Source organism: Methylophilus sp. TWE2, assembly GCF_001183865.1.
GTDB lineage: Bacteria > Pseudomonadota > Gammaproteobacteria > Burkholderiales > Methylophilaceae > Methylophilus.
The window spans coordinates 1,663,397-1,686,872 of record NZ_CP012020.1 but is presented as its reverse complement, the minus strand read 5'-3'; the positions used below and the strand labels follow the sequence as shown (position 1 = coordinate 1,686,872).

At 39.9% G+C, this 23,476-nt stretch carries 24 protein-coding genes; all 24 read left to right on the top strand.

Translation table 11 applies throughout. The features are described 5' to 3' along the window. Positions 1 to 54 precede the first annotated feature (54 nt). The 24 genes from ACJ67_RS08130 (at position 55) to gmhB (ending at position 23,414) form a co-directional block, all read left to right on the top strand. Positions 55 to 1,074: an SLBB domain-containing protein gene (locus ACJ67_RS08130; protein WP_049638643.1), complete on the top strand. Its 1,020-nt coding sequence runs from the start codon at positions 55 to 57 to the stop codon at positions 1,072 to 1,074. A 15-nt stretch (positions 1,075 to 1,089) separates the two neighbouring features. Further along, positions 1,090 to 2,484 carry a chain length determinant protein EpsF gene (epsF, locus tag ACJ67_RS08125; RefSeq protein WP_049638642.1) on the top strand — a complete coding sequence of 465 codons (1,395 nt, stop codon included), beginning with the start codon at positions 1,090 to 1,092 and terminating at the stop codon, positions 2,482 to 2,484. Between the two features lies 1 nt (position 2,485). Further along, entirely contained in the window at positions 2,486 to 3,352 is an 867-nt protein-coding gene (epsG, locus tag ACJ67_RS08120) for a chain length determinant protein tyrosine kinase EpsG (protein WP_049638641.1), read from the top strand. 7 nt (positions 3,353 to 3,359) lie between these two features. After that, positions 3,360 to 4,226 (top strand): exosortase B, encoded by an 867-nt coding sequence (xrtB, locus tag ACJ67_RS08115; RefSeq protein ID WP_049638640.1) that lies wholly within the window; start codon positions 3,360 to 3,362, stop codon positions 4,224 to 4,226. Positions 4,227 to 4,230: 4 nt separating this feature from the next. Then, positions 4,231 to 4,899 carry an exosortase-associated protein EpsI, B-type gene (gene epsI / locus ACJ67_RS08110; protein WP_049638639.1) on the top strand — a complete coding sequence of 223 codons (669 nt, stop codon included), beginning with the start codon at positions 4,231 to 4,233 and terminating at the stop codon, positions 4,897 to 4,899. 23 nt (positions 4,900 to 4,922) lie between these two features. Continuing rightward, positions 4,923 to 6,200: an oligosaccharide flippase family protein gene (locus tag ACJ67_RS08105; RefSeq protein WP_049638638.1), complete on the top strand. Its 1,278-nt coding sequence runs from the start codon at positions 4,923 to 4,925 to the stop codon at positions 6,198 to 6,200. A 15-nt stretch (positions 6,201 to 6,215) separates the two neighbouring features. Next, positions 6,216 to 7,424 carry a Coenzyme F420 hydrogenase/dehydrogenase, beta subunit C-terminal domain gene (locus tag ACJ67_RS08100; RefSeq protein ID WP_049638637.1) on the top strand — a complete coding sequence of 403 codons (1,209 nt, stop codon included), beginning with the start codon at positions 6,216 to 6,218 and terminating at the stop codon, positions 7,422 to 7,424. Continuing rightward, a complete protein-coding gene (locus ACJ67_RS08095; protein ID WP_049638636.1) occupies positions 7,421 to 8,605 on the top strand; it encodes a polysaccharide pyruvyl transferase family protein in 1,185 nt (394 codons plus the stop codon). Before ACJ67_RS08100 ends, ACJ67_RS08095 begins: the two co-directional genes overlap by 4 nt. A 3-nt stretch (positions 8,606 to 8,608) precedes the next feature. After that, positions 8,609 to 10,105: an O-antigen ligase gene (locus ACJ67_RS08090; protein WP_049638635.1), complete on the top strand. Its 1,497-nt coding sequence runs from the start codon at positions 8,609 to 8,611 to the stop codon at positions 10,103 to 10,105. Further along, positions 10,102 to 11,058 (top strand): glycosyltransferase family 2 protein, encoded by a 957-nt coding sequence (locus ACJ67_RS08085; protein ID WP_049638634.1) that lies wholly within the window; start codon positions 10,102 to 10,104, stop codon positions 11,056 to 11,058. Before ACJ67_RS08090 ends, ACJ67_RS08085 begins: the two co-directional genes overlap by 4 nt. A gap of 63 nt (positions 11,059 to 11,121) precedes the next feature. Continuing rightward, on the top strand, positions 11,122 to 12,285 hold the full coding sequence (locus ACJ67_RS08080; RefSeq protein WP_082163964.1) for a glycosyltransferase family 4 protein: 1,164 nt from the start codon (positions 11,122 to 11,124) through the stop codon (positions 12,283 to 12,285). Then, a complete protein-coding gene (locus tag ACJ67_RS08075) occupies positions 12,282 to 13,370 on the top strand; it encodes a glycoside hydrolase family 99-like domain-containing protein (protein WP_049638632.1) in 1,089 nt (362 codons plus the stop codon). Before ACJ67_RS08080 ends, ACJ67_RS08075 begins: the two co-directional genes overlap by 4 nt. Then, positions 13,367 to 14,014, top strand: coding sequence for a hypothetical protein (locus ACJ67_RS08070; protein ID WP_049638631.1), 648 nt, complete (start codon positions 13,367 to 13,369; stop codon positions 14,012 to 14,014). Before ACJ67_RS08075 ends, ACJ67_RS08070 begins: the two co-directional genes overlap by 4 nt. A 3-nt stretch (positions 14,015 to 14,017) precedes the next feature. Beyond that, entirely contained in the window at positions 14,018 to 14,707 is a 690-nt protein-coding gene (locus ACJ67_RS08065) for a DapH/DapD/GlmU-related protein (protein WP_049638630.1), read from the top strand. Between the two features lie 50 nt (positions 14,708 to 14,757). Then, positions 14,758 to 15,969 carry a glycosyltransferase family 4 protein gene (locus ACJ67_RS08060; RefSeq protein WP_049638629.1) on the top strand — a complete coding sequence of 404 codons (1,212 nt, stop codon included), beginning with the start codon at positions 14,758 to 14,760 and terminating at the stop codon, positions 15,967 to 15,969. A 41-nt stretch (positions 15,970 to 16,010) separates the two neighbouring features. Next, on the top strand, positions 16,011 to 17,111 hold the full coding sequence (locus tag ACJ67_RS08055; RefSeq protein WP_049638628.1) for a DUF1972 domain-containing protein: 1,101 nt from the start codon (positions 16,011 to 16,013) through the stop codon (positions 17,109 to 17,111). A gap of 38 nt (positions 17,112 to 17,149) precedes the next feature. Next, on the top strand, positions 17,150 to 18,205 hold the full coding sequence (rfbB, locus tag ACJ67_RS08050) for a dTDP-glucose 4,6-dehydratase (RefSeq protein WP_049638627.1): 1,056 nt from the start codon (positions 17,150 to 17,152) through the stop codon (positions 18,203 to 18,205). Then, a complete protein-coding gene (gene rfbD, locus ACJ67_RS08045) occupies positions 18,202 to 19,089 on the top strand; it encodes a dTDP-4-dehydrorhamnose reductase (RefSeq protein WP_049638626.1) in 888 nt (295 codons plus the stop codon). The genes rfbB and rfbD overlap by 4 nt, the downstream gene beginning before the upstream one ends. Before the next feature lie 9 nt (positions 19,090 to 19,098). Next, entirely contained in the window at positions 19,099 to 19,986 is an 888-nt protein-coding gene (gene rfbA / locus ACJ67_RS08040) for a glucose-1-phosphate thymidylyltransferase RfbA (protein WP_049638625.1), read from the top strand. Next, on the top strand, positions 19,986 to 20,528 hold the full coding sequence (rfbC, locus tag ACJ67_RS08035; RefSeq protein WP_049638624.1) for a dTDP-4-dehydrorhamnose 3,5-epimerase: 543 nt from the start codon (positions 19,986 to 19,988) through the stop codon (positions 20,526 to 20,528). Before rfbA ends, rfbC begins: the two co-directional genes overlap by 1 nt. A gap of 16 nt (positions 20,529 to 20,544) precedes the next feature. Continuing rightward, positions 20,545 to 21,585, top strand: coding sequence for a dehydrogenase (locus tag ACJ67_RS08030; RefSeq protein ID WP_049638623.1), 1,041 nt, complete (start codon positions 20,545 to 20,547; stop codon positions 21,583 to 21,585). Beyond that, entirely contained in the window at positions 21,582 to 22,163 is a 582-nt protein-coding gene (locus ACJ67_RS08025; protein WP_049638622.1) for an SIS domain-containing protein, read from the top strand. The genes ACJ67_RS08030 and ACJ67_RS08025 overlap by 4 nt, the downstream gene beginning before the upstream one ends. Further along, complete coding sequence (locus tag ACJ67_RS08020; RefSeq protein ID WP_049638621.1) at positions 22,160 to 22,876, top strand: nucleotidyltransferase family protein; 717 nt, start codon at positions 22,160 to 22,162, stop codon at positions 22,874 to 22,876. The genes ACJ67_RS08025 and ACJ67_RS08020 overlap by 4 nt, the downstream gene beginning before the upstream one ends. Continuing rightward, the gene (gmhB, locus tag ACJ67_RS08015) at positions 22,869 to 23,414 is read left to right on the top strand and encodes a D-glycero-beta-D-manno-heptose 1,7-bisphosphate 7-phosphatase (RefSeq protein ID WP_049638620.1); all 546 of its coding nucleotides are present in this window, start codon (positions 22,869 to 22,871) and stop codon (positions 23,412 to 23,414) included. Before ACJ67_RS08020 ends, gmhB begins: the two co-directional genes overlap by 8 nt. Positions 23,415 to 23,476 lie beyond the last annotated feature (62 nt).

Here is a 23,476-nt window from a genome sequence, read left to right as displayed (position 1 = left end):
GCCGATAACGTATCGTTTATTTTTCATAGAATCAAAATTACTCGAGAGCTAGATATGAAATTGTTTACACGCTGCCTGTTTTTACTCACGCTGTTGTTTTCACTGCCTGTGCTGGCAGATTACACCTTAGGCACCGGTGACTTTGTTAAAGTCACTGTTTATGGCGATGCAGAACTGACGCGTGAAATTCGCATTGCAGAAAACGGCATTTTGACTTTCCCGCTCATCGGCGAGGTGAGGGTAGGTGGCCTGAGCAGTGTTGAGGCTGAAAAGAAAATTGCCGAGCAATTGCAACGCGGCGGTTATATTGCTAATCCACAAGTGTCCGTGGTAGTGATCCAGTTTTTGAGCAAAACAGTCTCAGTACTTGGCGGGGTACTTAAACCTGGCCGTTATCCCGTCACCAGACCTTCTGACGTAAAAGACATGATTGCAGAAGCAGGCGGTATCACGCCAGAAGGTTCTGAAATCGTGACAGTAGTCCGTGGGGATAAACGCAGCGAATTTGACTTGTATGATGTGATTAACCAGCATGCCAATGATGACATCACTGTGGTCGGCGGTGAAACCATCTATGTGGGCTCACGCGATGTGGCTGTGGTGGGGCAATTATTGCGTCCAGCCAAATATGGCATTCAGGGCGGCATGCGTAAAATCAGTGATTTTATTTCTGTGGCTGGCGGCCCTAATGAAAATGCTGGTGAGGTGATGTTTTATACCACTTCCATCTCCGGGTCACCTGTGACCGAGCAAATCAATATAGATGAGCTGTTTAAATCGCCGAATTCTGCACAAAACAAACAGGTTTATCCTGGTGATGTGCTCTATGTGCCAAAAGCGCCCCAAGTATATGTCTACGGTGAAGTGCAGCGCCCAGGTATGTATAAAATTGATAAAAACATGACTGTGATGCAAGCCATTGCCAAAGCGGGTGGTTTAACCATACGAGGTACCCAGCGCTCAGTCAAACTTCACCGTAAAGACGAGCGTAATGAAGTCATCAAGCAAACACCGAGCTTAACCAGCGTATTGCAAGATGAAGACGTATTGTATATCGAGGAAAGCTTGCTCTAAGCAAAGGCAAATACTATGAATTTTTCGCAATTTCTACTGATACTTAAAGCAAGAGCCAAAATTATTATTTGGACGTTTCTGATTATTGTTGGTACGACAATATCGATTAGCTTGGTTTTACCTAAAAATTATACGGCAACAACGTCATTAGTTGTTAACTACAAAGGCGTTGATCCCTTGAGTGGCATGGTAATGCAAGCCCAATTGATGCCAGGATATATGGCTACTCAAGTGGATATCATCACAAGTCACGCAGTCGCTGTGAAAGTCGTCCAGAACTTGGGTTTGACCAATAGCCCGGTGATTAAGCAACAGTTTGAAGAGGCATCTGAAGGGTCACTGAATATTGAAGACTGGTTGGCTGATCTGTTGCTAAAAAAACTGGATGTCAAGCCTTCACGTGAAAGTAGTATTCTCGAGATTAGTTACACTGGCAGCGATCCTCAGTTCTCTGCTGCAATTGCCAATGCGTTTGCAGATGCTTATCAAGAGGCGAGCTTGCGCTTAAAGGTTGAACCTTCACAAAAAGCAGCAGGGTATTTGTTAACTCAGGCAAAAATCTATCGGGAAAAACTTGAACAGGCTCAGATTAGATTATCCCAATACCAACAGGAAAATGGCTTAACTAGTATCGCTGAAAATCTGGACGTTGAAAATGCCAAGTTGAACCAATTGGCAAATCAGTTGATTATGGTTCAAGCGCAGGCACTGGATTCATCTTCCCGGCAAAAAAATGCAAATGCAAACGGTGATGCATCTCCTGACGTCGCTGCCAGTCCGGTCATTCAGAATCTTAAAGTCGCGCTGGCACAGGCGACTTCTAAATTAGCTGAGGCAGGTAATCGTCTTGGCACGAACCACCCTCAATATCAAGCGGCACAAGCTGAAGTAGATAAACTGAAATCTCAATTGGATATTGAAGTATCTAGAATCGGTAGTAGCGTAGGCGGTAGTGCCCGTATTTACTCTCAAAACGAGGCTTTGCTAAAAGCAGCCTTGGCAGCACAAAAGCAGAAAGTGTTAGACCTAAATCGCTCTCGTGACCAGTTAATTGTGTTGCAGCGAGATGTCGAAACCGCGCAAACTGCCTATAACAATGTCACGCAAAGATTGAATCAGACTAGTATCGAAGGGAAGGCGAACGAGAGCGATATATCCATTCTCAATGTTGCAATTCCTCCAGACAAGCATTCAAGCCCTAAATTATTACTCAATACAATTTTGTCGATTTTCCTCGGCGGAATGTTGGGAATCGCTTTCGCGCTTTTATCTGAAATGATGAACAGAAAAGTACGTAGTACTGAAGATATTATAGAGTTAGTTGAGTTGCCCTTGCTTGCAATGATCGAATCAAATACTTCTAAAACAAAAAAAAGCGGGCTGTTACCGCGTTTTGCCAAAGGTTATTAATATGAGTCAGCAAATCATTGATTCCAAAACACATGAAAACGTCTCTAGTATAGGGCGTTTGTTGTTGGATATGGGTAAAATAACCCCAGAGGATACTGACCGTATTTTACGTAGACAAAAAGAAGAGGGTATCAAGTTTGGCGATGCAGCCAAGCAGTTAGGGTTGATCACGGAAGATGACTTGCAGCAAGTTCTGTCCCGTCAGTTCGACTATGCTTATCTGCCCGCTGCAAATGCTCAGTATAGTGCTGATTTGGTTGCAGCATACCAACCTTTTTCAACTCAGGTTGAGGGTTTCAGGGCGCTACGAAGCCAGATTATGTTTCGCTGGTTGAATGAAGGGTTCAAGGCTTTAACTGTGGTCGCTTCCGACTCAGGAGATGGGGCTAGCTATATTTCAGCCAATTTGGCTGTTGTGTTTTCGCAGCTTGGTAAAAAAACATTGTTGATTGACGGTAATATGCGACAGCCGCGTCAGCACAAAATATTCAATCTGAAGCAGTCTTTTGGCTTGTCGGACATTTTGGCTGATCGTACTCCAGGTGCTGAGGCCCTATTTAATATCCCTGATTTTCCAAACCTAACTGTACTGGGTGCCGGTACTGTGCCACCAAACCCGCAGGAATTGATTGGCAGGCAAAACTTCCCCCAATTAATCAAATACGCCAGCTCTATTTTCGACGTGATAATTATCGACAGTCCAGCGCTTTCTGCAGGATCTGATGCGCAAATGTTAGCTTCGATTTCACGGGGAGCTGTATTGGTGTCAAGACTTCATCATACTTCTATTAATCGATTCAAACTTTTGAAAAATCAGATAGATGGAGCTGGTGCCAATATTATTGGTGCAGTGTCGAATAATTACTAGGTAATCTATGAACTTGAGAGTTACTCAAGAACAAATTCAATCAGCTTTAAAGGCTTGGTGGCCCTTAATGATTGGATTTATTGTTCTTATTTCGCCCACCTATCATAATTTGTTCAATAACATTTGGAGCGAAGCTGATCAAGCGCATGGTCCGCTCGTCTTAATGGTAGTACTTTATTTATTTTATGATAAACGTGAGGCGTTTTATTTACCCTCCAAGTCGGCCAATTTTTCTGGGTGGTTACTGTTTTTCTTTGCCTTGTTGTGCTACGTAATTGGCAGATCTCAAGACATTTTAATCCTGGATATGTTCGCGCAGATTATGTTAATTGCGTCGCTTATCTTGCTGTTCAAAGGTTGGAAGGTTTTACTAGCGTTATGGTTTCCGCTCTTTTTTATGTTGTTTATGGTGCCTCTACCTGGTTTTTTTGTTGATGCAGTCACCATGCCAATGAAAATAGCAGTATCACAAGTGGCAGAGCATGTGCTCTACTGGTTTGATTATCCAATCGCACGCACGGGTGTTGTTTTGCAAATTGGGCAATATCAGCTTCTGGTGGCTGATGCATGTGCCGGTATGCATACATTGATATCACTAGAGGCTTTAGGTTTGCTATATCTTAATTTGGTTAAGCATGACTCTTTAGCAAGAAACGTAGTATTGGCGCTTTTTATAATTCCCATTTCATTTACAGCAAACACCATACGAGTGATCGCCATTACCTTGATTACTTATTATTTCGGCGATGAAGTTGGACAAGGCTTTGTCCATGGCTTTGCAGGGATCGTGCTATTTATGGTCGCGCTTATATTAATTATTACTATCGATACCTTGATTCAAAAAATGGTGGTTGCAAAACTGGAAAAAGAGTAGCCCAATGGTATTAAAAAAAATCATCTTAATGTTGCTTATGATTTTTGCGGCAATAGCCGCGATCAATTTGCGACCCACCCATAAAATGGCGAGCGATCGCCAAGGTTTTGTTCTTGAGCAAATAATACCCAAGCAGTTTGGCTCCTGGAAAGAAATCGATACTGGAATTAAACCTATCGTTAATCCTCATCTTGAATCTTTAATTCACAAGATTTATAACCAAACTTTATCAAGAACCTATATGAATGATAAAGATGAGATAGTGATGTTGGTCATAGCTTACGGTGAAGATCAAAGTGATAGCACAGGGCTTCATTATCCTGAGGTATGTTACCCCGCACAAGGTTTCCAAATTAGCCCATGGAAAACAGGCGATTTGTCGACATCTAAGGGGACAGTTAAGGTTAAACGTTTGGTTGGAACCATGGGCCCTAGAGTGGAACCAATTACTTATTGGACAACTATCGGTAATAAGGTTGTGATTGGTAATAAAGAAACCAAACTTGAAAAACTAAATTATGGGTTGCATGGCGTCATTCCAGATGGCTTGCTGTTTCGTACATCTTCCATAAATACTGATCCAGAATTGGCATTTAAGAAACAGAATGCTTTTATTAATGATTTATTAGCAGCCCTTTCACCAAATGATTTGAAATCGATAGCAGGGCTATAGATTTCAGGATAACGAAGTCTAGTATGTTCAGAAGCACCTTATTTATGGGCTTAACAACAGCCATAAAAATGATTTCAGGCATTATAGTCTTTGTTCTAATGGCTAGATTTTTAGGGCCACATGATTTTGGATTAATTGCTTATGCGTTTACGCTAGCCTCCTTATTTGCGCTTATCGTAGATTACGGATTCTCTCAGCAGCTTTTAAGAGAAATAGGCATTGATGCATCGCAGGTCAATGACTTAGTCGGAAGTTTTATGGTCTCTAAAGCCGTTTTATCAGGCATGGTCATATTAATTTGCTACATATACTTCATATTTTTTCCTAAAGATAACGTTACTGAGCAAGTGTTCTGGATTTTATTAATTTCTACTTTACTGAATTCATTTAGCGAGTTCTTGAATTCAGCATTTCGAGGGGTAGGTAAATTTAAGGAAGAAACAAATATAGCTACACTTGGTGCGGTTATACATTTTTTTGTATTGGTAATTATTATGCTGGTTCATCCAACTGTAATTACTGTTGCAATAGGATTTGTAATCTCAAAACTAATTTATATATTTATTTCATTTATTGCGTATCTTAAAAATATTGGGCCTGTCAAATTCCAATGCAAAAGCATAGAAGTTAAAAGCAGCCTAAAGAAAGGCATCCCATATGCCGCAGATACGGGCTTTACCAACTTTTTTCAACAGGTAGATACAATTGTAGTCAATCATTTTCTTGGTTTGGTTGGGGTGGGCTTATATCAAGCAGCCACAAAATGGCTCCAAGGAGCAATGCAATTTGCTCCAGTATTATCTAATGTGTACCTTCCAACTTTAGCTGCGAATATGAAGGATAGAACAGTAAATAAAAAATACTCCTCCATATTGAACACAAAGATGTTAGTTTTTGGCGGAATAGGTTGGGCTTTTTTCACCTTTCTAGGTAGTTCTTTTTCCCATTACATCTATGGCCAGAAGTATGATGAAATCAGCTCACTGTGGCCATATGTTGGGCTGCTCGTTTGGATTAGATATATTGCGGCCTCTCAAGGAGTACTTCTTACAGCATATGGTAAACAGAAAGTGCGTGTTTATTCTCAAATACTGTCTTTAATTACTTTTGGAATATCGTCAATTTGGCTTTTACCTAGATTTGGGCTTAAAGGTATGTTAATTTGTTTAAGTGCCACATATTTTGTAACACTTGTTATTTATTTCTTGAATGTCCTTAGAAAGGATATTCCCTCTGGATTTAATACTGTAAATATCGTAATAGCAACTTCTATTTCAACGCTAGCTTTTTTAAAGCTATAAAGTTTTGGTTTTCTAATGACAACAATTATTGATGAAATCAAAGCAAAAGGTTATTGCACTGGTTGTGGTTTATGTGTCTCAATAAGTGAACCTAATGCTTTGGAAATGCAAATTAACAACTCAGGCTACTTGCGACCGGTAGTCTTAAAGCCATTATCAAAAAATGATCAGGCTGCAATTAAAGAGTTTTGTCCAGGAATCCACCTAGAGCATTCAGCAAATAGTATTCAATATCACCCACTTTGGGGCCCACTTATTAACACAAGAACGGGTTTTTCCATCGATTCAACCGTAAGAAAGCAAGGCTCTTCTGGAGGGGTAATTTCTGCCCTTGCGATTTATTTGCTTGAAACAAAAAAGGTAGACTTTATTGCACAAACTGCTGTAAGTCCTGCAGAGCCTTTAAAGAATATTCTACAAATAAGCCGAACGAAAGATGATGTCATTAGAGCTGCGGGATCAAGATATGCGCCATCAGCTCCATTAGAGAGAATTATTGAATTATTAAAGTCTGGTGAAACATTTGCATTTATCGGTAAGCCATGTGACGTAGCTGGATTACGGCACTTCTTGTCTGCGAATAAAAAATATGCTCACCAAATAAAATATTTAATTTCGTTTATGTGTGCAGGTATGCCCAGTCTCCATGCAACTAATGAAGTTTTAAATGTAATGGGTGCAGACAAGTCGAAATTGGTATCTTTCCGATACCGTGGAGATGGCTGGCCTGGTATGGCAAAAGCTATCCAAAATGATGGACAGTCATTTGAAATGGATTACAACTCATCATGGGGCAATATATTAGGTAAAACCTTGCAGTTCCGTTGTAAGTTATGCCCGGATGGTACAGGTGAGTTTGCCGATATAGTTTGTGCTGATGCTTGGTATGGTAAAGATGGATATCCCGATTTTACTGAACGTGATGGGCGTAGTCTTATATTAAGTCGTACTACTGCTGGCGAAGCTTTAATTAAGGAAGCTCTGCATGAAAAAGCAATCGATGCTAGCTCATTGAATGTCGATGAAATTGAAAAAATGCAACCATATCAAGTTACTCGTAAGAAGGTTGTACTGGGGAGAATAATTGCAGCTGGGTTGGTTAACCACAGATTTGTAAAATATAAAAATTTGGGTTTGCTCAAAACCTCGACGATGATTAATCCAATAGTTTGGGTGAAGCATGCATGGGGTACATTTAAACGGACAAGTGGCGAGAAGCAATGAATTTAAAAAATAAAGAAGTAACAGTCGGCCTGTTATGGCATTCCTTAGCATCAGGGAATCTTGGTGTTGGAGCACTCACTGAGTCAAATATATCAATCATAAAAGCCATTGCTGACAAGAATAATATTAAAGTAAATTTCTTGATTCTAGGATCAGGTGCTTTTGGTATTGAGTCTTTAGAAAATGAATTGAATAGCGCTGGCCACTCAATTGAATGTCATGTTGCGAGAGTGTTCAATAAGAGTTTTTTAAAGTTAGTGCGCCAATGTGATTTTATTGTTGATATTGGTGAGGGTGATAGTTTTGCTGATATTTATGGCTTTAAAAGATTCTTCTACTTATGGCTCAGTAAAAACATTGCTCACTTATTAAGTGTCCCTGTTATTTTGGCGCCCCAGACTATTGGCCCTTTCTCAAATATATTTGCCAGATTAATGGCTAAGCAAGTAATGCGTAAGGCAAGAAAAGTATTTGCTAGAGATTTTCTTTCTAAAGATTACCTAGAGAAAATAGGCATTCGTTCCAATGCTCTTGAGTCTATAGATGTAGCATTTAGGCTGCCATTCACAAAAAAACAATTTGAGGACAGTAAAGCGATTAAATTTGGTTTGAATATATCTGGATTACTCTTTAATGGTGGATATACGCAAAATAACCAATTCAATTTAAGCATCAATTATCGGGATACTGTAATCAAACTTCTAGAGAAACTCTTAGAGTTACCCAATGTGGAGATTCATCTTATTTCGCATGTTGTTGATTCCCAGCTTACGGTTGAAGATGATTGGTCAGTCGCCAAAGAATTGGCAAGTAAAAATCCACGCTTAATACTGGCTCCAGTTTTTAATAGGCCAAGTGAGGTTAAAGGTTATATCGCAGGGATGGATTTCTTTGTGGGTGGGAGAATGCATGCTTGTGTGGCGGCTTTCTCTTCTGGTGTTCCCGTTGTTCCAATGGCTTACAGCAGAAAATTTAATGGTTTATTTGGTTCCTTGGGATATCACAGAATTGCAGATTGTAAAAAAGACTCTGAAGATGAAGCCATAAAGAAAATACTCGAAGGCCTCGAAAATCGCGAAGTCTTGAAAGATGAGATTGACAAGGCATTGCAGCAAGTTAACCATTTGCTAAAAAAATATGAAGATGTTGTTCAGGAAACGCTAATTTCAACAGCTAAATAAATCATGGCTAAACTATACAAAAAAGAAGCTGTTACGAATGTCATATTTGCCTTTATGCTTGGGCTCTTTTGCTTAGCATTTGCCGGAATCATTCTATTCTTTCCCCCAGGTTTCGTAGTTCGCCTCTCATTGATCATCTTCGCCTTTTTTATAATTATTATCGCTTGGGGATTAAGGGAAAAATCTAATGCTGCCCCAAATCAATTATTAATTGGGTTAACCACACTTGTTGTTGTTTTATCAATTGTCTGGCCTCGATACTTCTTTTTTAATTTAGGACCATTGCCAAAAATAAACCCTCTAACATTAACTGAGTTTGTAACTTGTATTGTCATTATATTATCAGCAACATACTCCCCTAGTTTTAGTTCTAACTTATATAAAACGATTAAAAACGGTGGCTGGATATTCAAACTTGCAATTATTTGGTTGGTATGGCGTCTTATTGCAAATTTTTTAGGTGAATATCCCGTTTCGTCAGTTCTTGAATTCATGCGAGAAACAATTTTCGTTTCTTCTTTTTTACTTTTTGGTCTTGTTATAGCGTCATATGATGAAGGACCAAAGAGAATGGTTCACTATATTCTTTTGGCTGGCTTTATTGTTAGTTTTGCTGGTTTAGTAGAGGCCTTCCAACAAAAGAATTATTTTGTCGGATTTGCACCTCAAGATACCGATGGAGAGTTGTCAAAGGTTATCGCAACAATTACAGCCGAGAAAATACGTTCTGGTGCTTATCGAGTTCAATCTACTTTCGATCATCCCATTGTTTTTTCACAATTTGCGGCAGCTCTTATTCCGATGTCTATCTATGGCATATTTTATGGGTTTAATAGATTTTGGAGGTTGTTGTCATTTTTGATATTACCGATTACTTTTCTGGCAATTATTAAATCCGGTTCACGTTCAGGTATTGCGAGTTTTGTTGTAGCTATTGCCTTTATGGGTGCACTTTTCTGGAGCAAAGCGATTGTTCACGGCAAGATTTCTAAATTCGTAGCGCTTCTGGGCATACCAATACTATTTGTCGGGATGGGAATCGGTGCTTATATTTTACAAGAGTTAACTTACGGAGGCGGGCACACAGAATCTGGAAGCTCTTCATGGCGCATGGTTATGATTAATATGGGAATAAAAGCATTGTGGGACAGCCCATTTTGGGGGTTTGGTCAAGGAATGGCAGTTATTAAGGCGGGCATCACGAATTCGAATGGAATTCATACGATTGATAGTTATCTGTTAACTATTGCACTGGATAGTGGCTATATTGGACTGATATTATTTTTATTATTAATTGTGGTTTTTTGTTTCAAAGGATTTAAATATGCAATCTTTCGTACAGGGGACGAGGGATTATTCGTGGGTGCTTGCGTAGCAAGTTGCTTAGCATTAGTAACGACATTCTCGATTTTATCTATCGTTAATAACATGACTTTATTCTGGTTGCTTATGGCTTCAACATTCCCCTATATGGGTAATAAAACAAAAGGTATCCAATGACTGTATATGTCGTGGTATTAAATTGGAATGGCTGGAAAGATACCATTCAATGTCTGGATAGTCTTTACAAGTCTAAAAATGTTAATTTTTGTGTTGTTGTGTGTGATAATGGATCTTCAGATAACTCCATTTTTCATATTGAAGAATGGGCACAGATCAATTTAGGGAGTGCAAATTATCAATTTTTTACTAAATCGCAACTTCAATCTTCCTCTCGTGAAACCATTACAAGCCTAACAATTATTGATAATCAGGGTAATTGGGGTTTTGCTGGAGGTAATAACATAGGTATTAAATTTGCTTTAAAGCAAGACAATTGTGAATATATTTGGTTGCTTAATAACGATACAATCATTGAACCAGATGCTCTATATCATGCAGTAGAGCGAATGAAGGCTAATCAGGCAATTGGTTTATGTGGATCGACCTTGGTGTATTACCACGAGCGAAATAAACTACAAGCAATGGGTGGGGCTGTTTACTCTAAATATACTGGTCGGTCAGCTCACATCGGTGCTTTCTCCTCACCACAATTGCTACCCACTGATTATGAGACGATCGAGCGGCAAATGAGCTATGTAGTTGGGGCTGCTATGCTAGTAAGACGCTCATTTGTAGAAACTGTTGGGTTGATGCAAGAAGATTATTTTTTATATTCAGAAGAAATCGATTGGGCAACCCGTGGAAAATCTAAATTTAAACTTGGTTATGCCCCAAAAAGTGTCGTCTATCACAAAGAAGGTGCATCAATAGGCACCTCTGCGAGTGGTGGTTCTCCTCTCTCTATTTATTATTTATATAGAAATAGGCTCAAATTCACTTGGCGATTTTATCCAATTTTTTTTCCTACAGTACTGCTTTATGCAAGTATTGATGTACTAAAGTTCACTGTTAAAGGGAAATGGAAACAAGCTATTGCCGCAGTTAAAGGCATCCTTTTCCTAAAGCGTTAAAGTCTGCTCCTTCAATTAAATATAAATGAGGCCCATCTCATTAGGCTAGGGCTCATATTAATCATGAAAAATATATTACTTGTTCATCAATCTTCTGAAATGTATGGTTCTGATAAGGTTATTTTATATTTAGCTCGTGGTCTGCTTCAGACAAACAGATTTCATCCTATTGTTGTTTTACCCGATGATGGGCCATTAAAGCGAGCACTCGAAGAGTCTAACGTTGAAGTTCATGTCGCCAAAGTAGCCAAAATTAGTCGAAAAGTTTTTAGTTTGAGTGGCTTAGTACGTTTGTTTGGTGAGTTGGTTATATCTTTAAAAGAAATAAATAAGATCGTTAATAACCGAAATGTGGATATCATTCATTCGAATACTTTAGCAGTCTTGTCAGGTGCTGTATGGGCTTTTTTAAAAAGAAAAAAGCATCTTTGGCATGTTCATGAAATTATTCTTACTCCAAGAATCGTGAGTAAAACTTTCCCCTTAATTATTCGTCTTTTTTCTCACAAGGTAGTGTCGAATTCAACTCTAACCGAGAAATGGCTTCTTACAGAAGAGCCTGCTTTAGCGAATCGCTCAGTTGTCATTTTTAATGGTCTTCCAGATGTTATAAGACCTTCTGATGAATCAATCAAAAAATTTAGACATACTGTCGGCGCTACTGAAGATGATCTTGTCATAACTTTGGCGGGTAGATTAAATAAATGGAAGGGCCAGGAGCTATTGTTAGAGGCCGCTTCATTGATTAAACAGAATAACCGGATTAGCCGGCTGAAATTTGTAATTGTTGGGAGTGCCGCTCCTGGCCTTGAGTTTCTTCCAGAACAATTAAAGGCTTTAGCAAATTCGTTGGGCATTGAAAAGCATGTGACTTTCATTGAGTTTGTGGACGATATTTGGCCCATTTGGTTTGGAACAGATATTGCTGTTGTGCCTTCAACAGAGCCAGAACCTTTTGGTATGGTTGCTATAGAAGCGATGGCAGCAAGTTTGCCCGTAATTGCGGCGGCACATGGAGGTTTACTTGATATTGTAATCCATGAAGAAACAGGACTATTGTTTGAGCCAAAGAATGCTCAAAAGCTGGCTGATACAATTACCACTCTCACCGCTGACAAAAAACTAAGAAAAAGAATGGGGCATATGGGGGCGCAGCGACAATTTGAATTGTTTTCTATTGCCAGTCAACTAAATAAAACACTAATTACTTATGAGGCTATGAAGTGATAAAGTTAATCGATAAAACAATGATTTTATTTTTTTTCCTATTAGGCGTATTCCCTTGCTTTTTATACTCTGATGAAGCACGGGCTGGAGATTATAAGGTTGGAGTTTATTATTTTCCCGGCTGGAAGGATAACCAATTGGGCGCACCGTCTCCCTTCCCTTGGGAACCTATTAAAGGTTATCCAGAAAGAGAGCCACTGCTTGGGTGGTATAAAGAAGGCGATGACAATGTTACGCGTACTCACCTCGAGTGGATGTCCAAATATCATGTTAACTTTGTTGTTTATGATTGGTATTGGGGAGGAGGTAAGACCTATCTTGATCATGCGTTATTATCATACCTGCGAGTGTCTAATGATTATCCAGTAGGATTCTCATTATTGTGGGCAAATCATTCTGTGACGCCAAAATCTGAGCAGGATTTTGCGTCAATGGTCAGTTATTGGTGCCAAAATTATTTTAAAAAATCTAAATATCAAACAATAAATGGCTGGCCGGTAGTCTATATATTTTCTGCAAGCATGTTGGAAGAGAATGCGAAAAAGATCGGTAAGTCTACTAAAGAACTCTTTGAATTAGCTCAAAATATAGCTAAGTCCAACGGTTTAAAAGGTATTTATTTTGTTGGAGGCGTTGGCGCTTACGAGCCATTTTTCAAAACCTATGGTACAAAAGGACCATATTCAGCCTATTCGGCATATAACTACCACACAGGTAAACTTGATCAATCACCGCCTTTTGAGTTTTCACATAGTTACGAAGAGTTGTCTAATGGATATCAATATCAATGGGAGTGGTTTTTTAGAAACCAAAATATCCCATACATAACACCAATTACTGCTGGCTGGGATAAAAGTCCTTGGAAAGGAAGTAAAGACAAATGCCATGACATGTCTTTTAGTAATCCTGAACAATTCAAGTTACATTTAGAGCGCGCTAAAAAAATAATGGATGAATACCCTGAAAAATCTATGAAAATGACAGTTATTTGCTGCTGGAATGAGTTTGGGGAAGGTTCAGTAATCGAGCCTACAAAAAAATATGGGTTTGAATATTTAGAGCTTATTTCGGATGTATTTAAATGAAATTCTTAAAAGCGCTATTTATTAGCTTCGCACTTTTTGTCTCAACCATATGTAATGCGGAAAGGTTAACCTGTATTGGTAATAGCATGACAATTCATTTGCCTAAAGCCGATATTGGCTGGGATGGTAAGTGGGGTATGGCCGCTTCCTCTCAGGCTACTGATTATTGTCATGTATTAGCAAAAAAAATCGCTGAGCGTAGGAACATTCAGATTACAGCTGAGCCTGTGAATATTTCTCAATTGGAGAATCTTTCAATTTCCTTAGATCAAATAAAGAATCTAAATATTATTGATTACAGTAGTGAATATATTGTTATTTATCTTGGCGATAATTTTAAAGGTATAAGCCCGAATGAAATGAAAGCTTTTTCTGAACGGATTAATTATCTACTCCAAAAGATTGATTTGAAAAAATCAAGAGTATTTATTTTGGGAACGTGGTGGACGAGGACTGATATTGATAATCTTTTGATGGATGTTTCTCTAAAAAATCAGATCACTTTCGTTAGCTTAAAAGGTCTTTCTACTATGGATATTAATCTAGGGAAATATAAAAAACCTATGATTAATGCTGGAGTCGGCGCTCACCCGAATGACATTGGTATGGAAAAAATATCTGAAGCGATCATGCAAAGGTTTTAGGATATGTTGAAGACGATAATAGAGAAATGTGCTTCAAAAATAAAAGGGGAAAGCTATAAGCTAGATGGAAATTTGGGATTACTAACAATCTTTCAAATTGCACTAGAGCGATTACGTAATTTACTGAGAGGCATTTGTTATTCTCGCAAATTAAATCAAAGAGTTTTTGTCGGAAAACATGTGACTATAAAAAATAGAAGATATTTATGTCTTGGTAAAGGGGTAACAATTGGGGATTATGTTTCGATTGATGGATTAAGCAGGGATGGTATTAGTATCGGAAATAATGTTTCAATTGGCCCCTTTTCAATATTACAAGCCAGTGGAGTGATTAGTAATTTGGGGGCTGGATTGAAGATTGGAGACAATTCTGGAATCGGTGCTTATTCTTATATTGGGGCTGCCGGAGGTGTCTCAATAGGGCAGAATGTAATAATGGGCCAATACGTAAGCTTTCATTCTGAGAATCACAACTTTTCGTTGCCTGATATTCCAATTAGAAAACAAGGAGTTACGAGGGAGGGAATTGTGATTGAGGATGATTGTTGGGTTGGGGCAAAGGTAACCTTTCTAGATGGTGCTTTTCTTTCGCGTGGATGTGTTGTTGCTGCAGGTGCTGTTGTAAGGGGTGTCATCCCACCAAACTCAGTCATTGGTGGTGTCCCCGCAAAGGTTATTAAATCAAGATTGTAACTAATAACAGTTTAGCCGAACTAAAAATAAGTACGACCGAGGAGTTAAGAATGAGATTTTTAATGTTGACTACGGAAATTCCGTTTCCAGCAATTCATGGTCAACGTGCTGATGTTTGGAGAAAGATCGAGTGCTTTATTAAACAGGCAGATATCAGTTTAATTTATTTTTATGATATTGTTGATCACGACCAACATATTGCATTTCAAGATATCTGCAAACAGAAAGAAATACTTGCTTTAGGTTTGCCGATAAAACGTTCATTATTACATGACGCCACAAACATTATCAGAAGTATTGTTTTTAATGTTCCTTATCACGTAGTTATTCGAACTCCCATTTCCGATGATTTAAAAGCAGTAAAAAGCTTAATTTCCTCAACTAAGCCTGATGCTATTTGGATTGAAGGTTTATGGATGGTTGAGTTTTATAGGAAGATATTTAATAAAAAAATAATCCAACTGCCATATTTTTATCGTTCTCATAATATCGAATTTAAATACATGTACTCTCAACTGACTAACTCTGGAAATAAGTTGAAGAGATGGTTCCAGACTTACTCGATTAAGAGCTACGAAAATAAAGCAATTAATAATGCTAAATTGGTTTTTGATTGCTCGGTAGATGATGCTAAATATTGGCGCTCAAAAGGGGGGCGAAATATTGAGGTTTTAACACCTTTGCCTGAGTCTGCTTTGATTGATGAAGACAAACTATTAGCTATTAGAACTCAACCTAAACAGTTTGATATTTTGTTTTTAGGTAATTTAAAAACACCTAATAATGTTAATGGCGTATTCTTTCTAATTAATGAAGTTTTACCTTTGATTCAACAAGAAATGCCTTTTGTTAAAGTTTTAATTGCCGGGTCCTCTCCGCTTGACTCTGTTGTGTCTCTTTGTAGGAGCAACCCAAATGTGGAATTAAGGGCAAATGTCCCAAATTCCTTTGAATTAATGTGTCAGTCTCAAGTTCTGGTGAATCCTGTTGCAACTGGTAGTGGGGTCATGGTAAAGATGCTTGATTTAATAATGACAGATCAGCCAATAGTTTCTACAACTCAAGGTATTTATGGGCTCCCGGAAACTGTCAGGGAAACTATTTCGATAGCTGATGATGCAAATAGTTTTTCTAGGTCAATTTTGAATTATCTGCTCGAAAAAGAACATGTTAATTTGCCCGTGAGAGATCAGGTTAGAAGGCTTTTTTCTACGAAACGGATTCAAGAAGTTGTTGAAAAAGTTAAGTCTGAATTGGCATAGAGCTTTGTAAGATATTTATTATTTTAATATTGGCAATTGTTATGAATTTAAGAATACTGGGAATTCGTGGTGTCCCTGCGGCACATGGTGGATTTGAAACATTTGCCGAGTATCTTGCTGTTTATCTCCAAAAAAGAAATTGGAATGTCACTGTGTATTGCCAGCATCAAGGCAAAGGTGATATTTACGAGGATGAATGGCAAGGGATTAAGCGCGTTAACATCCCGGTAAAAGGCGATGGACCTTTATCAACCATAATTTTTGATTTAAAAGCGAATTGGCATGCATCAAAATCTAAAGAGTTGTGCTTGACGCTTGGCTATAACACTGCAATTTTTGCTGCCTTATTACGTATTAAAGGCATCAAAAATGTGATGAATATGGATGGTATTGAATGGAAGCGGCAAAAGTGGGGTGGGGTGGCTAAGTTTTGGTTCTGGTTGAACGATTGGGCTGGCTGTTGGTTAGCAAATCATTTGGTGGCGGATCATCCTAAAATCAAAGAGCATCTGTCGACGCGAGTGAGTCCCGATAAAGTGACTACGATTGCTTATGGCGCGGAAAAAATTGACTCAGCTGATATTCATGCCTTAGATCAATATGATTTAAAACCTAAAGAGTATGCTGTGTTAATTGCAAGGGCAGAGCCCGAAAATAGTATTCTTGAAGTTGTTCAGGCTTGGTCAGCAAAACCGCGTGGTAAAAAACTGGTGGTTTTGGGCAAATACCTTGACTCACATGAGTACCAAAAAACAGTAAAAGCGGCAGCTTCTGATGAAGTAGTGTTTATTGGTGCAGTTTACGAGAAGTCCGTGGTCAGTGCACTGCGTTATTACGCAATGTTTTATGTCCATGGACATCAGGTGGGTGGCACGAATCCATCATTGGTAGAATCTTTGGGGGCGGGTAACGCAATATTGGCGCATGACAATCCCTATAATCGCTGGGTATGTGGTGATGGCGCTATATTTTTTGATGGCAAGCAAGCTTGCGCACAACAAATAGAGCGTTTGATTTCAGATACATCCTTGCAAAAACAGCTTTCTCAACAAAGTGAAAAGCGATTTGATGAGTCTTTTCGCTGGGACTATATTTTGCGCGATTATGAGGCTTTATTAAGTCGGCCTGAATTTAGTCATTGATTCATAGTTATTTCATTCATTTAGGGTAAATTTTATTTATGATCTTAGTCACTGGTGGTGCCGGCTTTATCGGCAGTAATTTTGTATTGGACTGGTTGGAGAAGTTGGATGAGCCAGTGATCAATCTGGATAAACTCACTTATGCGGGTAACTTGGATAATTTGAAAACCGTTGCCGATAACAAAAAACATATTTTTGTGAAGGGTGATATTGGTGATTTTGAGTTGGTAAGCAAACTGCTGGCTGAGCACAAGCCTCGTGCAGTATTGAATTTTGCTGCTGAATCACATGTGGATCGCTCGATTCATGGCCCTGAAGACTTTATCCAGACCAATGTGGTGGGTACCTTTCACTTGCTGGAAGCAGTGCGAGCGTATTGGAGTGGATTGGAAGATGATGAAAAGGCGGCTTTCAAATTTCTGCATGTGTCTACCGACGAGGTATACGGCACTCTAGAGAAAAATGATCCGCCGTTTAACGAGCGTAATCGTTATGAGCCTAACAGCCCTTACTCAGCCTCTAAAGCGGCGTCTGATCACTTGGTGCGTGCTTATCATCATACTTATGGCTTGCCAGTATTAACTACCAATTGTTCGAATAATTATGGCCCTTACCACTTCCCTGAAAAGCTGATTCCATTGGTCATTCATAACGCCCTTAATGGCAAACCATTGCCGATTTATGGGGATGGTCAGCAGATTCGTGACTGGCTGTTTGTCAAAGATCACTGTACTGCGATTCGTCGTGTATTGTCTGCTGGACGATTGGGTGAAACCTACAATGTAGGTGGCTGGAATGAGAAGCCAAACCTGGAGGTGGTGCATACCATTTGCGATATTCTGGATGAGTTGAAACCTCGTGCAGATGGCCAGTCTTATAAAACGCAAATTACCTTTGTCAAAGATCGCCCTGGTCATGATAGACGCTATGCGATTGATGCCACCAAACTTGAAAAAGAGTTGGGCTGGAAACCCGCTGAGACTTTTGAAACCGGCATACGCAAAACGGTGCAGTGGTATCTGGATAACCAGGCTTGGGTTGAAAACATCACCAGTGGGCAATATATGAAGTGGGTGGAGAAACAATATCAATGAAGCTGTTACTGACGGGATGTAACGGCCAATTGGGGTTTGAGCTACAACGTAGTTTAGCGCCTTTGGCCGAACTGGTGGCTATTGACCTTGACGATTGTGATCTGTCTAGTGAGTCTGACTTGCGGGCTTTTATCCAGACGGTCAAGCCAGATGGCATTATCAATCCTGCGGCCTATACCGCGGTAGACAAAGCCGAGAATGATTCAATGCTGGCGCGCAAAGTTAACACCGATGCGCCCCGTATCATGGGGGAAGAGGCAGCAAAGCTAGGCGCGTTCGTGTTTCATTATTCGACCGATTATGTGTTTGAAGGAGTAGGGGAGCAGTTTTACAAAGAAAGTGATGCGACCAACCCTCAAAACGTGTACGGCCAGACAAAAAGAGATGGTGAACTAGCTTTGCAACAGAGTTGCCAGCAGAGTTTGATTATGCGTACTAGCTGGGTTGTCGGTGCGCATGGTGGCAATTTTGCCAAAACGATGTTGCGCCTGGCGGCTGAGCGCGATAGTTTAAGTGTGGTGGCTGATCAATACGGGGCACCGACTTCAGCTGCCTTGCTGGCGGATGTAACGGCGCAATTGGTCGGACGTATCAAGCAGCAAGGACAGCAGGGTTTCCCATTCGGTTTATATCACGTGGTTGCGTCTGGCGTGACCAATTGGCATGCCTATGCCCAGTTTGTGATTGCTGAGGCAATCAAGGCGGGCAAGCCAATGAAAGTGCACCCGGAAACCATCAAGCCGATTGCGACCAGTGATTACCCGGTGCCTGCTAAACGTCCGGCTAATTCACGTCTGGACACCAGCTTGTTCCAGCGGACATTTAACCTGCAATTGCCACACTGGGAACACGGTGTTTCCCATGTGCTGAAACAAATTTTATAAGGATGCATGATGGCGCAACATAGAAAAGGCATAATTTTGGCAGGGGGGTCTGGCACCCGTTTATATCCGGCCACGCAGGCGGTTTCAAAACAGCTTATTCCGGTGTATGACAAGCCCATGGTTTATTACCCCTTGTCCACATTAATGCTGTCTGGCATTAAAGATGTTTTGCTGATCTCTACTCCACAGGATACTCCAAGATTTGAGCAATTGCTGGGCGATGGATCGCAATGGGGCATGAATATTCAATATGCTGTTCAGCCTTCACCAGATGGCCTGGCCCAGGCTTTTATTATTGGCAAAGACTTTATTAATGGTCATCCGAGTGCCTTAGTGTTGGGCGATAATATTTTTTATGGGCATGAATTAGCCTTAGGCCTACAGGCTGCAAATACGCAAACTGAAGGCGCAACAGTGTTTGCTTACCCGGTGCATGATCCTGAGCGTTATGGTGTGGTGGAGTTTGACGCTGAAGGCAAGGCGATTAGTTTGGAAGAAAAACCTACCAAGCCTAAATCACGCTATGCAGTGACAGGGTTGTATTTTTATGACAACCAGGTGTGTGATATTGCTGCCAATATGAAGCCTTCACCTAGAGGCGAGTTAGAAATCACCGATGTGAATAAACAATATTTGTCACAAAATCAACTGAATGTGAAGGTGATGGGGCGTGGCCATGCGTGGCTGGATACGGGTACGCATGAGTCCTTGCTTGAGGCCTCATTGTTTATTCAAACCATTGAAAATCGTCAAGGGCTCAAGGTTGCTTGCCCTGAAGAAATCGCTTACCGCATGGGCTATATCACTGCAGAAGAACTCCTGAAGCAAGCCGAGCTTTATAAGAAAAATGGCTATGGGCAGTATTTAATGCAAATTGTGAATGAGAGGGTGTTTTAATGCAGGCGATTAAAACAGCAATTCCTGATGTGGTGGTTTTTGAACCTAAAGTATTTGGGGATGCACGCGGCTTTTTTTATGAAAGCTTTAACGAGAATGTGTTTGCAGAAGCCACAGGGTTGCGCCCCAGATTTGTGCAAGATAATCACTCAAAATCTTCTAAACATGTACTGCGTGGTCTTCATTATCAAATTCAACAGCCGCAAGGAAAACTTGTCCGTGTGACTCAGGGTGAAGTGTTTGATGTTGCCGTAGACCTGCGTTCTAAATCGCCTACGTTTGGGCAATGGGTAGGTGAGATACTTAGTGCAGAAAATAAGCGAATGCTATGGGTGCCTGAGGGATTCGCGCACGGGTTTGTGGTGCTTTCTGAGACGGCTGAGTTCTTGTACAAGACGACTGACTTTTATGCGCCTCAACATGAGCGTTGCATTATTTGGAATGATCCTGATTTGAAAATTGCTTGGCCCATCAGTGAGCTACCGTCTTTATCAGGCAAAGACTCAGTTGGAAAGTTATTTTCAGAAGCGGAAAAATTTTAATTTTTAAAGGCAAGCCATGATAGTGAAAAATACAACTATAAGAGCCAGAGCACCCTTGCGATTAGGCTTGGCAGGTGGCGGTACAGATGTTTCTCCGTACTCAGATGAGTTCGGAGGGCATATTCTAAACGTAACTATTGATAAATATGCTTACGCAACTATTCAAACGAGATCAGATGGCAAAGTAAGCTTCATCGCGGCTGATAACGGCAAAGAGTGGGTTGGGAATATGTCTTCGGAGATTCAGAGAGTTCCGGGGTTAGACCTACATGCGGGTGTCTATAACAGAGTTATTAAAGAGTTTAATAATTTTGTTCCTATCCCGGTGACGATTATTACACATTCGGAAGCGCCTCCAGGTTCAGGTCTTGGTTCATCCTCTACAATGGTAGTTGCTATTGTGCAAGCGTTTTGTGAGTTACTGAGTTTGCCGCTGGGTGATTATGAAATTGCTCAGTTGGCCTACAAAATTGAACGTGAGGATTTGAAGTTTGCCGGCGGTAAGCAAGATCAATATGCAGCAACCTTTGGTGGTTTTAATTTCATGGAGTTTTATAAAGACAAAGTGATTGTAAATCCGTTAAGGATTAAGCCACATATTAAGGCTGAACTTGAATCTTCATTGGTACTGTTTTATACAGGGGTCTCACGAGAGTCTGCAAAAATTATTGATGAGCAAGCTAATAATATAAAAACAGGGCAAAAACAGTCTTTAGATGCATTGCACGCCGTTAAAGCCGAAGCACAATTAATGAAAGAAGCAATATTGAAAGCAGACTTCAGTGCATTTGTGAGCTCAATGCAACAAGGCTGGGCTTCTAAAAAGCAAATGGCAAAAAGTATTAGCAATCCTCTGATTGATGAAATTTATGATGCCGCCATTAAGGCAGGTGCTTCGTGCGGTAAAGTTTCAGGGGCTGGGGGTGGTGGCTTCATTATGTTTTTTGTAGAGCCAACTCTGCGCCCTAACTTGATGAAGGTGCTTTCCAAGTTTGAGGGGCAAGTATCCACTTGTAGTTTTACTGATTTTGGCTCTCATGCCTGGAGAAAAGAATGAGAACTTTCATTGATAATGAAATAGCAAAGGCTGTGCAGATTTTTGAACTAATAGGTAAAGATGAAACAATCCTGTCAGCTGTTGAGCGTGCTGTAGAGGTGATATGTAAGTGTCTGAGAAGCCAAAATAAAGTGTTGCTAGCTGGTAATGGCGGTAGTGCTGCAGATGCACAACATATTGCAGGAGAGTTTGTAAGCCGCTTTAATTATGATCGGCCTGGATTGGCTGCGTTTGCACTAACAGTTGATACCTCCATCATGACCGCAATCGGAAACGATTATGGATATGACAAGTTATTTTCAAGACAAGTGCAGGCAGTTGGGTTGCCTGGGGATATTTTTTGGGCTTATTCAACCTCTGGTAAGTCAGTCAATGTCGTTGCTGCGATGAAAACAGCAAAAGAAAAAGGGCTTACTGTCATTGGTTTGACTGGGGCAAATGGCTGGGTAAGTCCTGAATTGTGTGATATAGAAATCAAGATTCCCTCTACTGAAACTCCCAAGATACAGGAAGGCCACTTGTTGTTAGGTCATATTATTTGTGGCTTGGTTGAAATGGAGATTTTTCCAAGATCATGAGTATTCCGGTATTAATTCTTGCGGGTGGGATGGGTACAAGACTTAAAAGTGTTGTGCCTGATCTACCCAAACCGCTCGCGAACATTAGTGGTAAACCTTTCTTATGGTGGTTATTAAAAGAGTTGTCGGAGCAAGGTATCACAGAAGTTTATTTGTCGGTCGGATATTTGCACGAGCAAATCCAGGAATTTTTTGGAGATCATTTCCAGAAGATTAAGATTAATTATGTTATTGAGACTGAGCCACTTGGTACCGGAGGGGCAATTAATAAAGCTTGCAAAGTCATAAATCAAAATAGAGTTATGATCATGAACGGAGATACTTTTGCCAGTATCAATTTAGCTGCATATGTTCAATTTGCCGAGAAAAATCCTAATCAAAAAGTACTCTTGGCAACCTATAAAATTACGGACTCTAGTAGATACGGCACTGTTATTGTAAATGAGTCAAATGTCCTGACTAATTTTCTTGAAAAAGGGAATGCAGGGGAGGGTTTGATCAATGCTGGTGTTTACATACTAGATAAGACGGTGTTTGATGAATATGAGCTGCCGGAAAAGTTTTCTTTCGAAACTGACTTTCTAGCGAAATATTGCTCTTATCTTAATATTCATGCTTATGGGGACGTCACGGATTTTATTGATATAGGTATACCTTCCGACTACCAGCTTGCCCAGACCAAAATTCCATCCATGGTGAGTCACATTGAATAAAGCCTTATTTCTTGACAGGGATGGCGTTATCAACATTGACAAAGGGTATGTGCATAAACCCGAGGATTGCGAATTTGTTGATGGTATTTTTGAATTGGTAAAGAGAGCAAACGATCTTAACTACAAAGTGATTATTGTCACAAACCAGGCAGGTATCGCTAGAGGTTATTACACGGAAGATCAGTTTAAATCGTTCAGTGAATGGATGCAGCAAAAATTCCAAGAGCGCAATTCCAAAATTGATCATATTTATTACTGTCCTCACCACCCGGAAAGTGGTCTTGGAAAATACCTTGCAAGATGCGAGTGCCGAAAACCACGTCCAGGTATGTTTATGCAGGCTAAAATAGATTTCAATCTTGAGATGGAAAGCTCTCTCATGATAGGAGATAACATTACTGATTTACAAGCTGCAAAATCAGCATCAGTAGGTGAATTATATTTATTCAATGATTACCCAAAAGAGGGTATAGGGAATTTACAACTTGATATACCTTATCGAAAATTGGCAAATTTCTCTGACATAAAGCTGTTATGAATTCATAGAATTTGAATCGCAGTATAAGCATTAGTCTTAGCTCGTTATAATCATAGTCAATC

Excerpts from the sequence above, each read along its gene's own strand:
- ACJ67_RS08130 (WP_049638643.1), top strand. The coding sequence starts at position 55 with ATGAAATTGTTTACACGCTGCCTGTTTTTACTCACGCTGTTGTTTTCA.
- epsF (WP_049638642.1), top strand. The coding sequence starts at position 1,090 with ATGAATTTTTCGCAATTTCTACTGATACTTAAAGCAAGAGCCAAAATT.
- epsG (WP_049638641.1), top strand. The coding sequence starts at position 2,486 with ATGAGTCAGCAAATCATTGATTCCAAAACACATGAAAACGTCTCTAGT.
- xrtB (WP_049638640.1), top strand. The coding sequence starts at position 3,360 with ATGAACTTGAGAGTTACTCAAGAACAAATTCAATCAGCTTTAAAGGCT.
- epsI (WP_049638639.1), top strand. The coding sequence starts at position 4,231 with ATGGTATTAAAAAAAATCATCTTAATGTTGCTTATGATTTTTGCGGCA.
- ACJ67_RS08105 (WP_049638638.1), top strand. The coding sequence starts at position 4,923 with ATGTTCAGAAGCACCTTATTTATGGGCTTAACAACAGCCATAAAAATG.
- ACJ67_RS08100 (WP_049638637.1), top strand. The coding sequence starts at position 6,216 with ATGACAACAATTATTGATGAAATCAAAGCAAAAGGTTATTGCACTGGT.
- ACJ67_RS08095 (WP_049638636.1), top strand. The coding sequence starts at position 7,421 with ATGAATTTAAAAAATAAAGAAGTAACAGTCGGCCTGTTATGGCATTCC.
- ACJ67_RS08090 (WP_049638635.1), top strand. The coding sequence starts at position 8,609 with ATGGCTAAACTATACAAAAAAGAAGCTGTTACGAATGTCATATTTGCC.
- ACJ67_RS08085 (WP_049638634.1), top strand. The coding sequence starts at position 10,102 with ATGACTGTATATGTCGTGGTATTAAATTGGAATGGCTGGAAAGATACC.
- ACJ67_RS08080 (WP_082163964.1), top strand. The coding sequence starts at position 11,122 with ATGAAAAATATATTACTTGTTCATCAATCTTCTGAAATGTATGGTTCT.
- ACJ67_RS08070 (WP_049638631.1), top strand. The coding sequence starts at position 13,367 with ATGAAATTCTTAAAAGCGCTATTTATTAGCTTCGCACTTTTTGTCTCA.
- ACJ67_RS08065 (WP_049638630.1), top strand. The coding sequence starts at position 14,018 with ATGTTGAAGACGATAATAGAGAAATGTGCTTCAAAAATAAAAGGGGAA.
- ACJ67_RS08060 (WP_049638629.1), top strand. The coding sequence starts at position 14,758 with ATGAGATTTTTAATGTTGACTACGGAAATTCCGTTTCCAGCAATTCAT.
- ACJ67_RS08055 (WP_049638628.1), top strand. The coding sequence starts at position 16,011 with ATGAATTTAAGAATACTGGGAATTCGTGGTGTCCCTGCGGCACATGGT.
- rfbB (WP_049638627.1), top strand. The coding sequence starts at position 17,150 with ATGATCTTAGTCACTGGTGGTGCCGGCTTTATCGGCAGTAATTTTGTA.
- rfbD (WP_049638626.1), top strand. The coding sequence starts at position 18,202 with ATGAAGCTGTTACTGACGGGATGTAACGGCCAATTGGGGTTTGAGCTA.
- rfbA (WP_049638625.1), top strand. The coding sequence starts at position 19,099 with ATGGCGCAACATAGAAAAGGCATAATTTTGGCAGGGGGGTCTGGCACC.
- rfbC (WP_049638624.1), top strand. The coding sequence starts at position 19,986 with ATGCAGGCGATTAAAACAGCAATTCCTGATGTGGTGGTTTTTGAACCT.
- ACJ67_RS08030 (WP_049638623.1), top strand. The coding sequence starts at position 20,545 with ATGATAGTGAAAAATACAACTATAAGAGCCAGAGCACCCTTGCGATTA.
- ACJ67_RS08025 (WP_049638622.1), top strand. The coding sequence starts at position 21,582 with ATGAGAACTTTCATTGATAATGAAATAGCAAAGGCTGTGCAGATTTTT.
- ACJ67_RS08020 (WP_049638621.1), top strand. The coding sequence starts at position 22,160 with ATGAGTATTCCGGTATTAATTCTTGCGGGTGGGATGGGTACAAGACTT.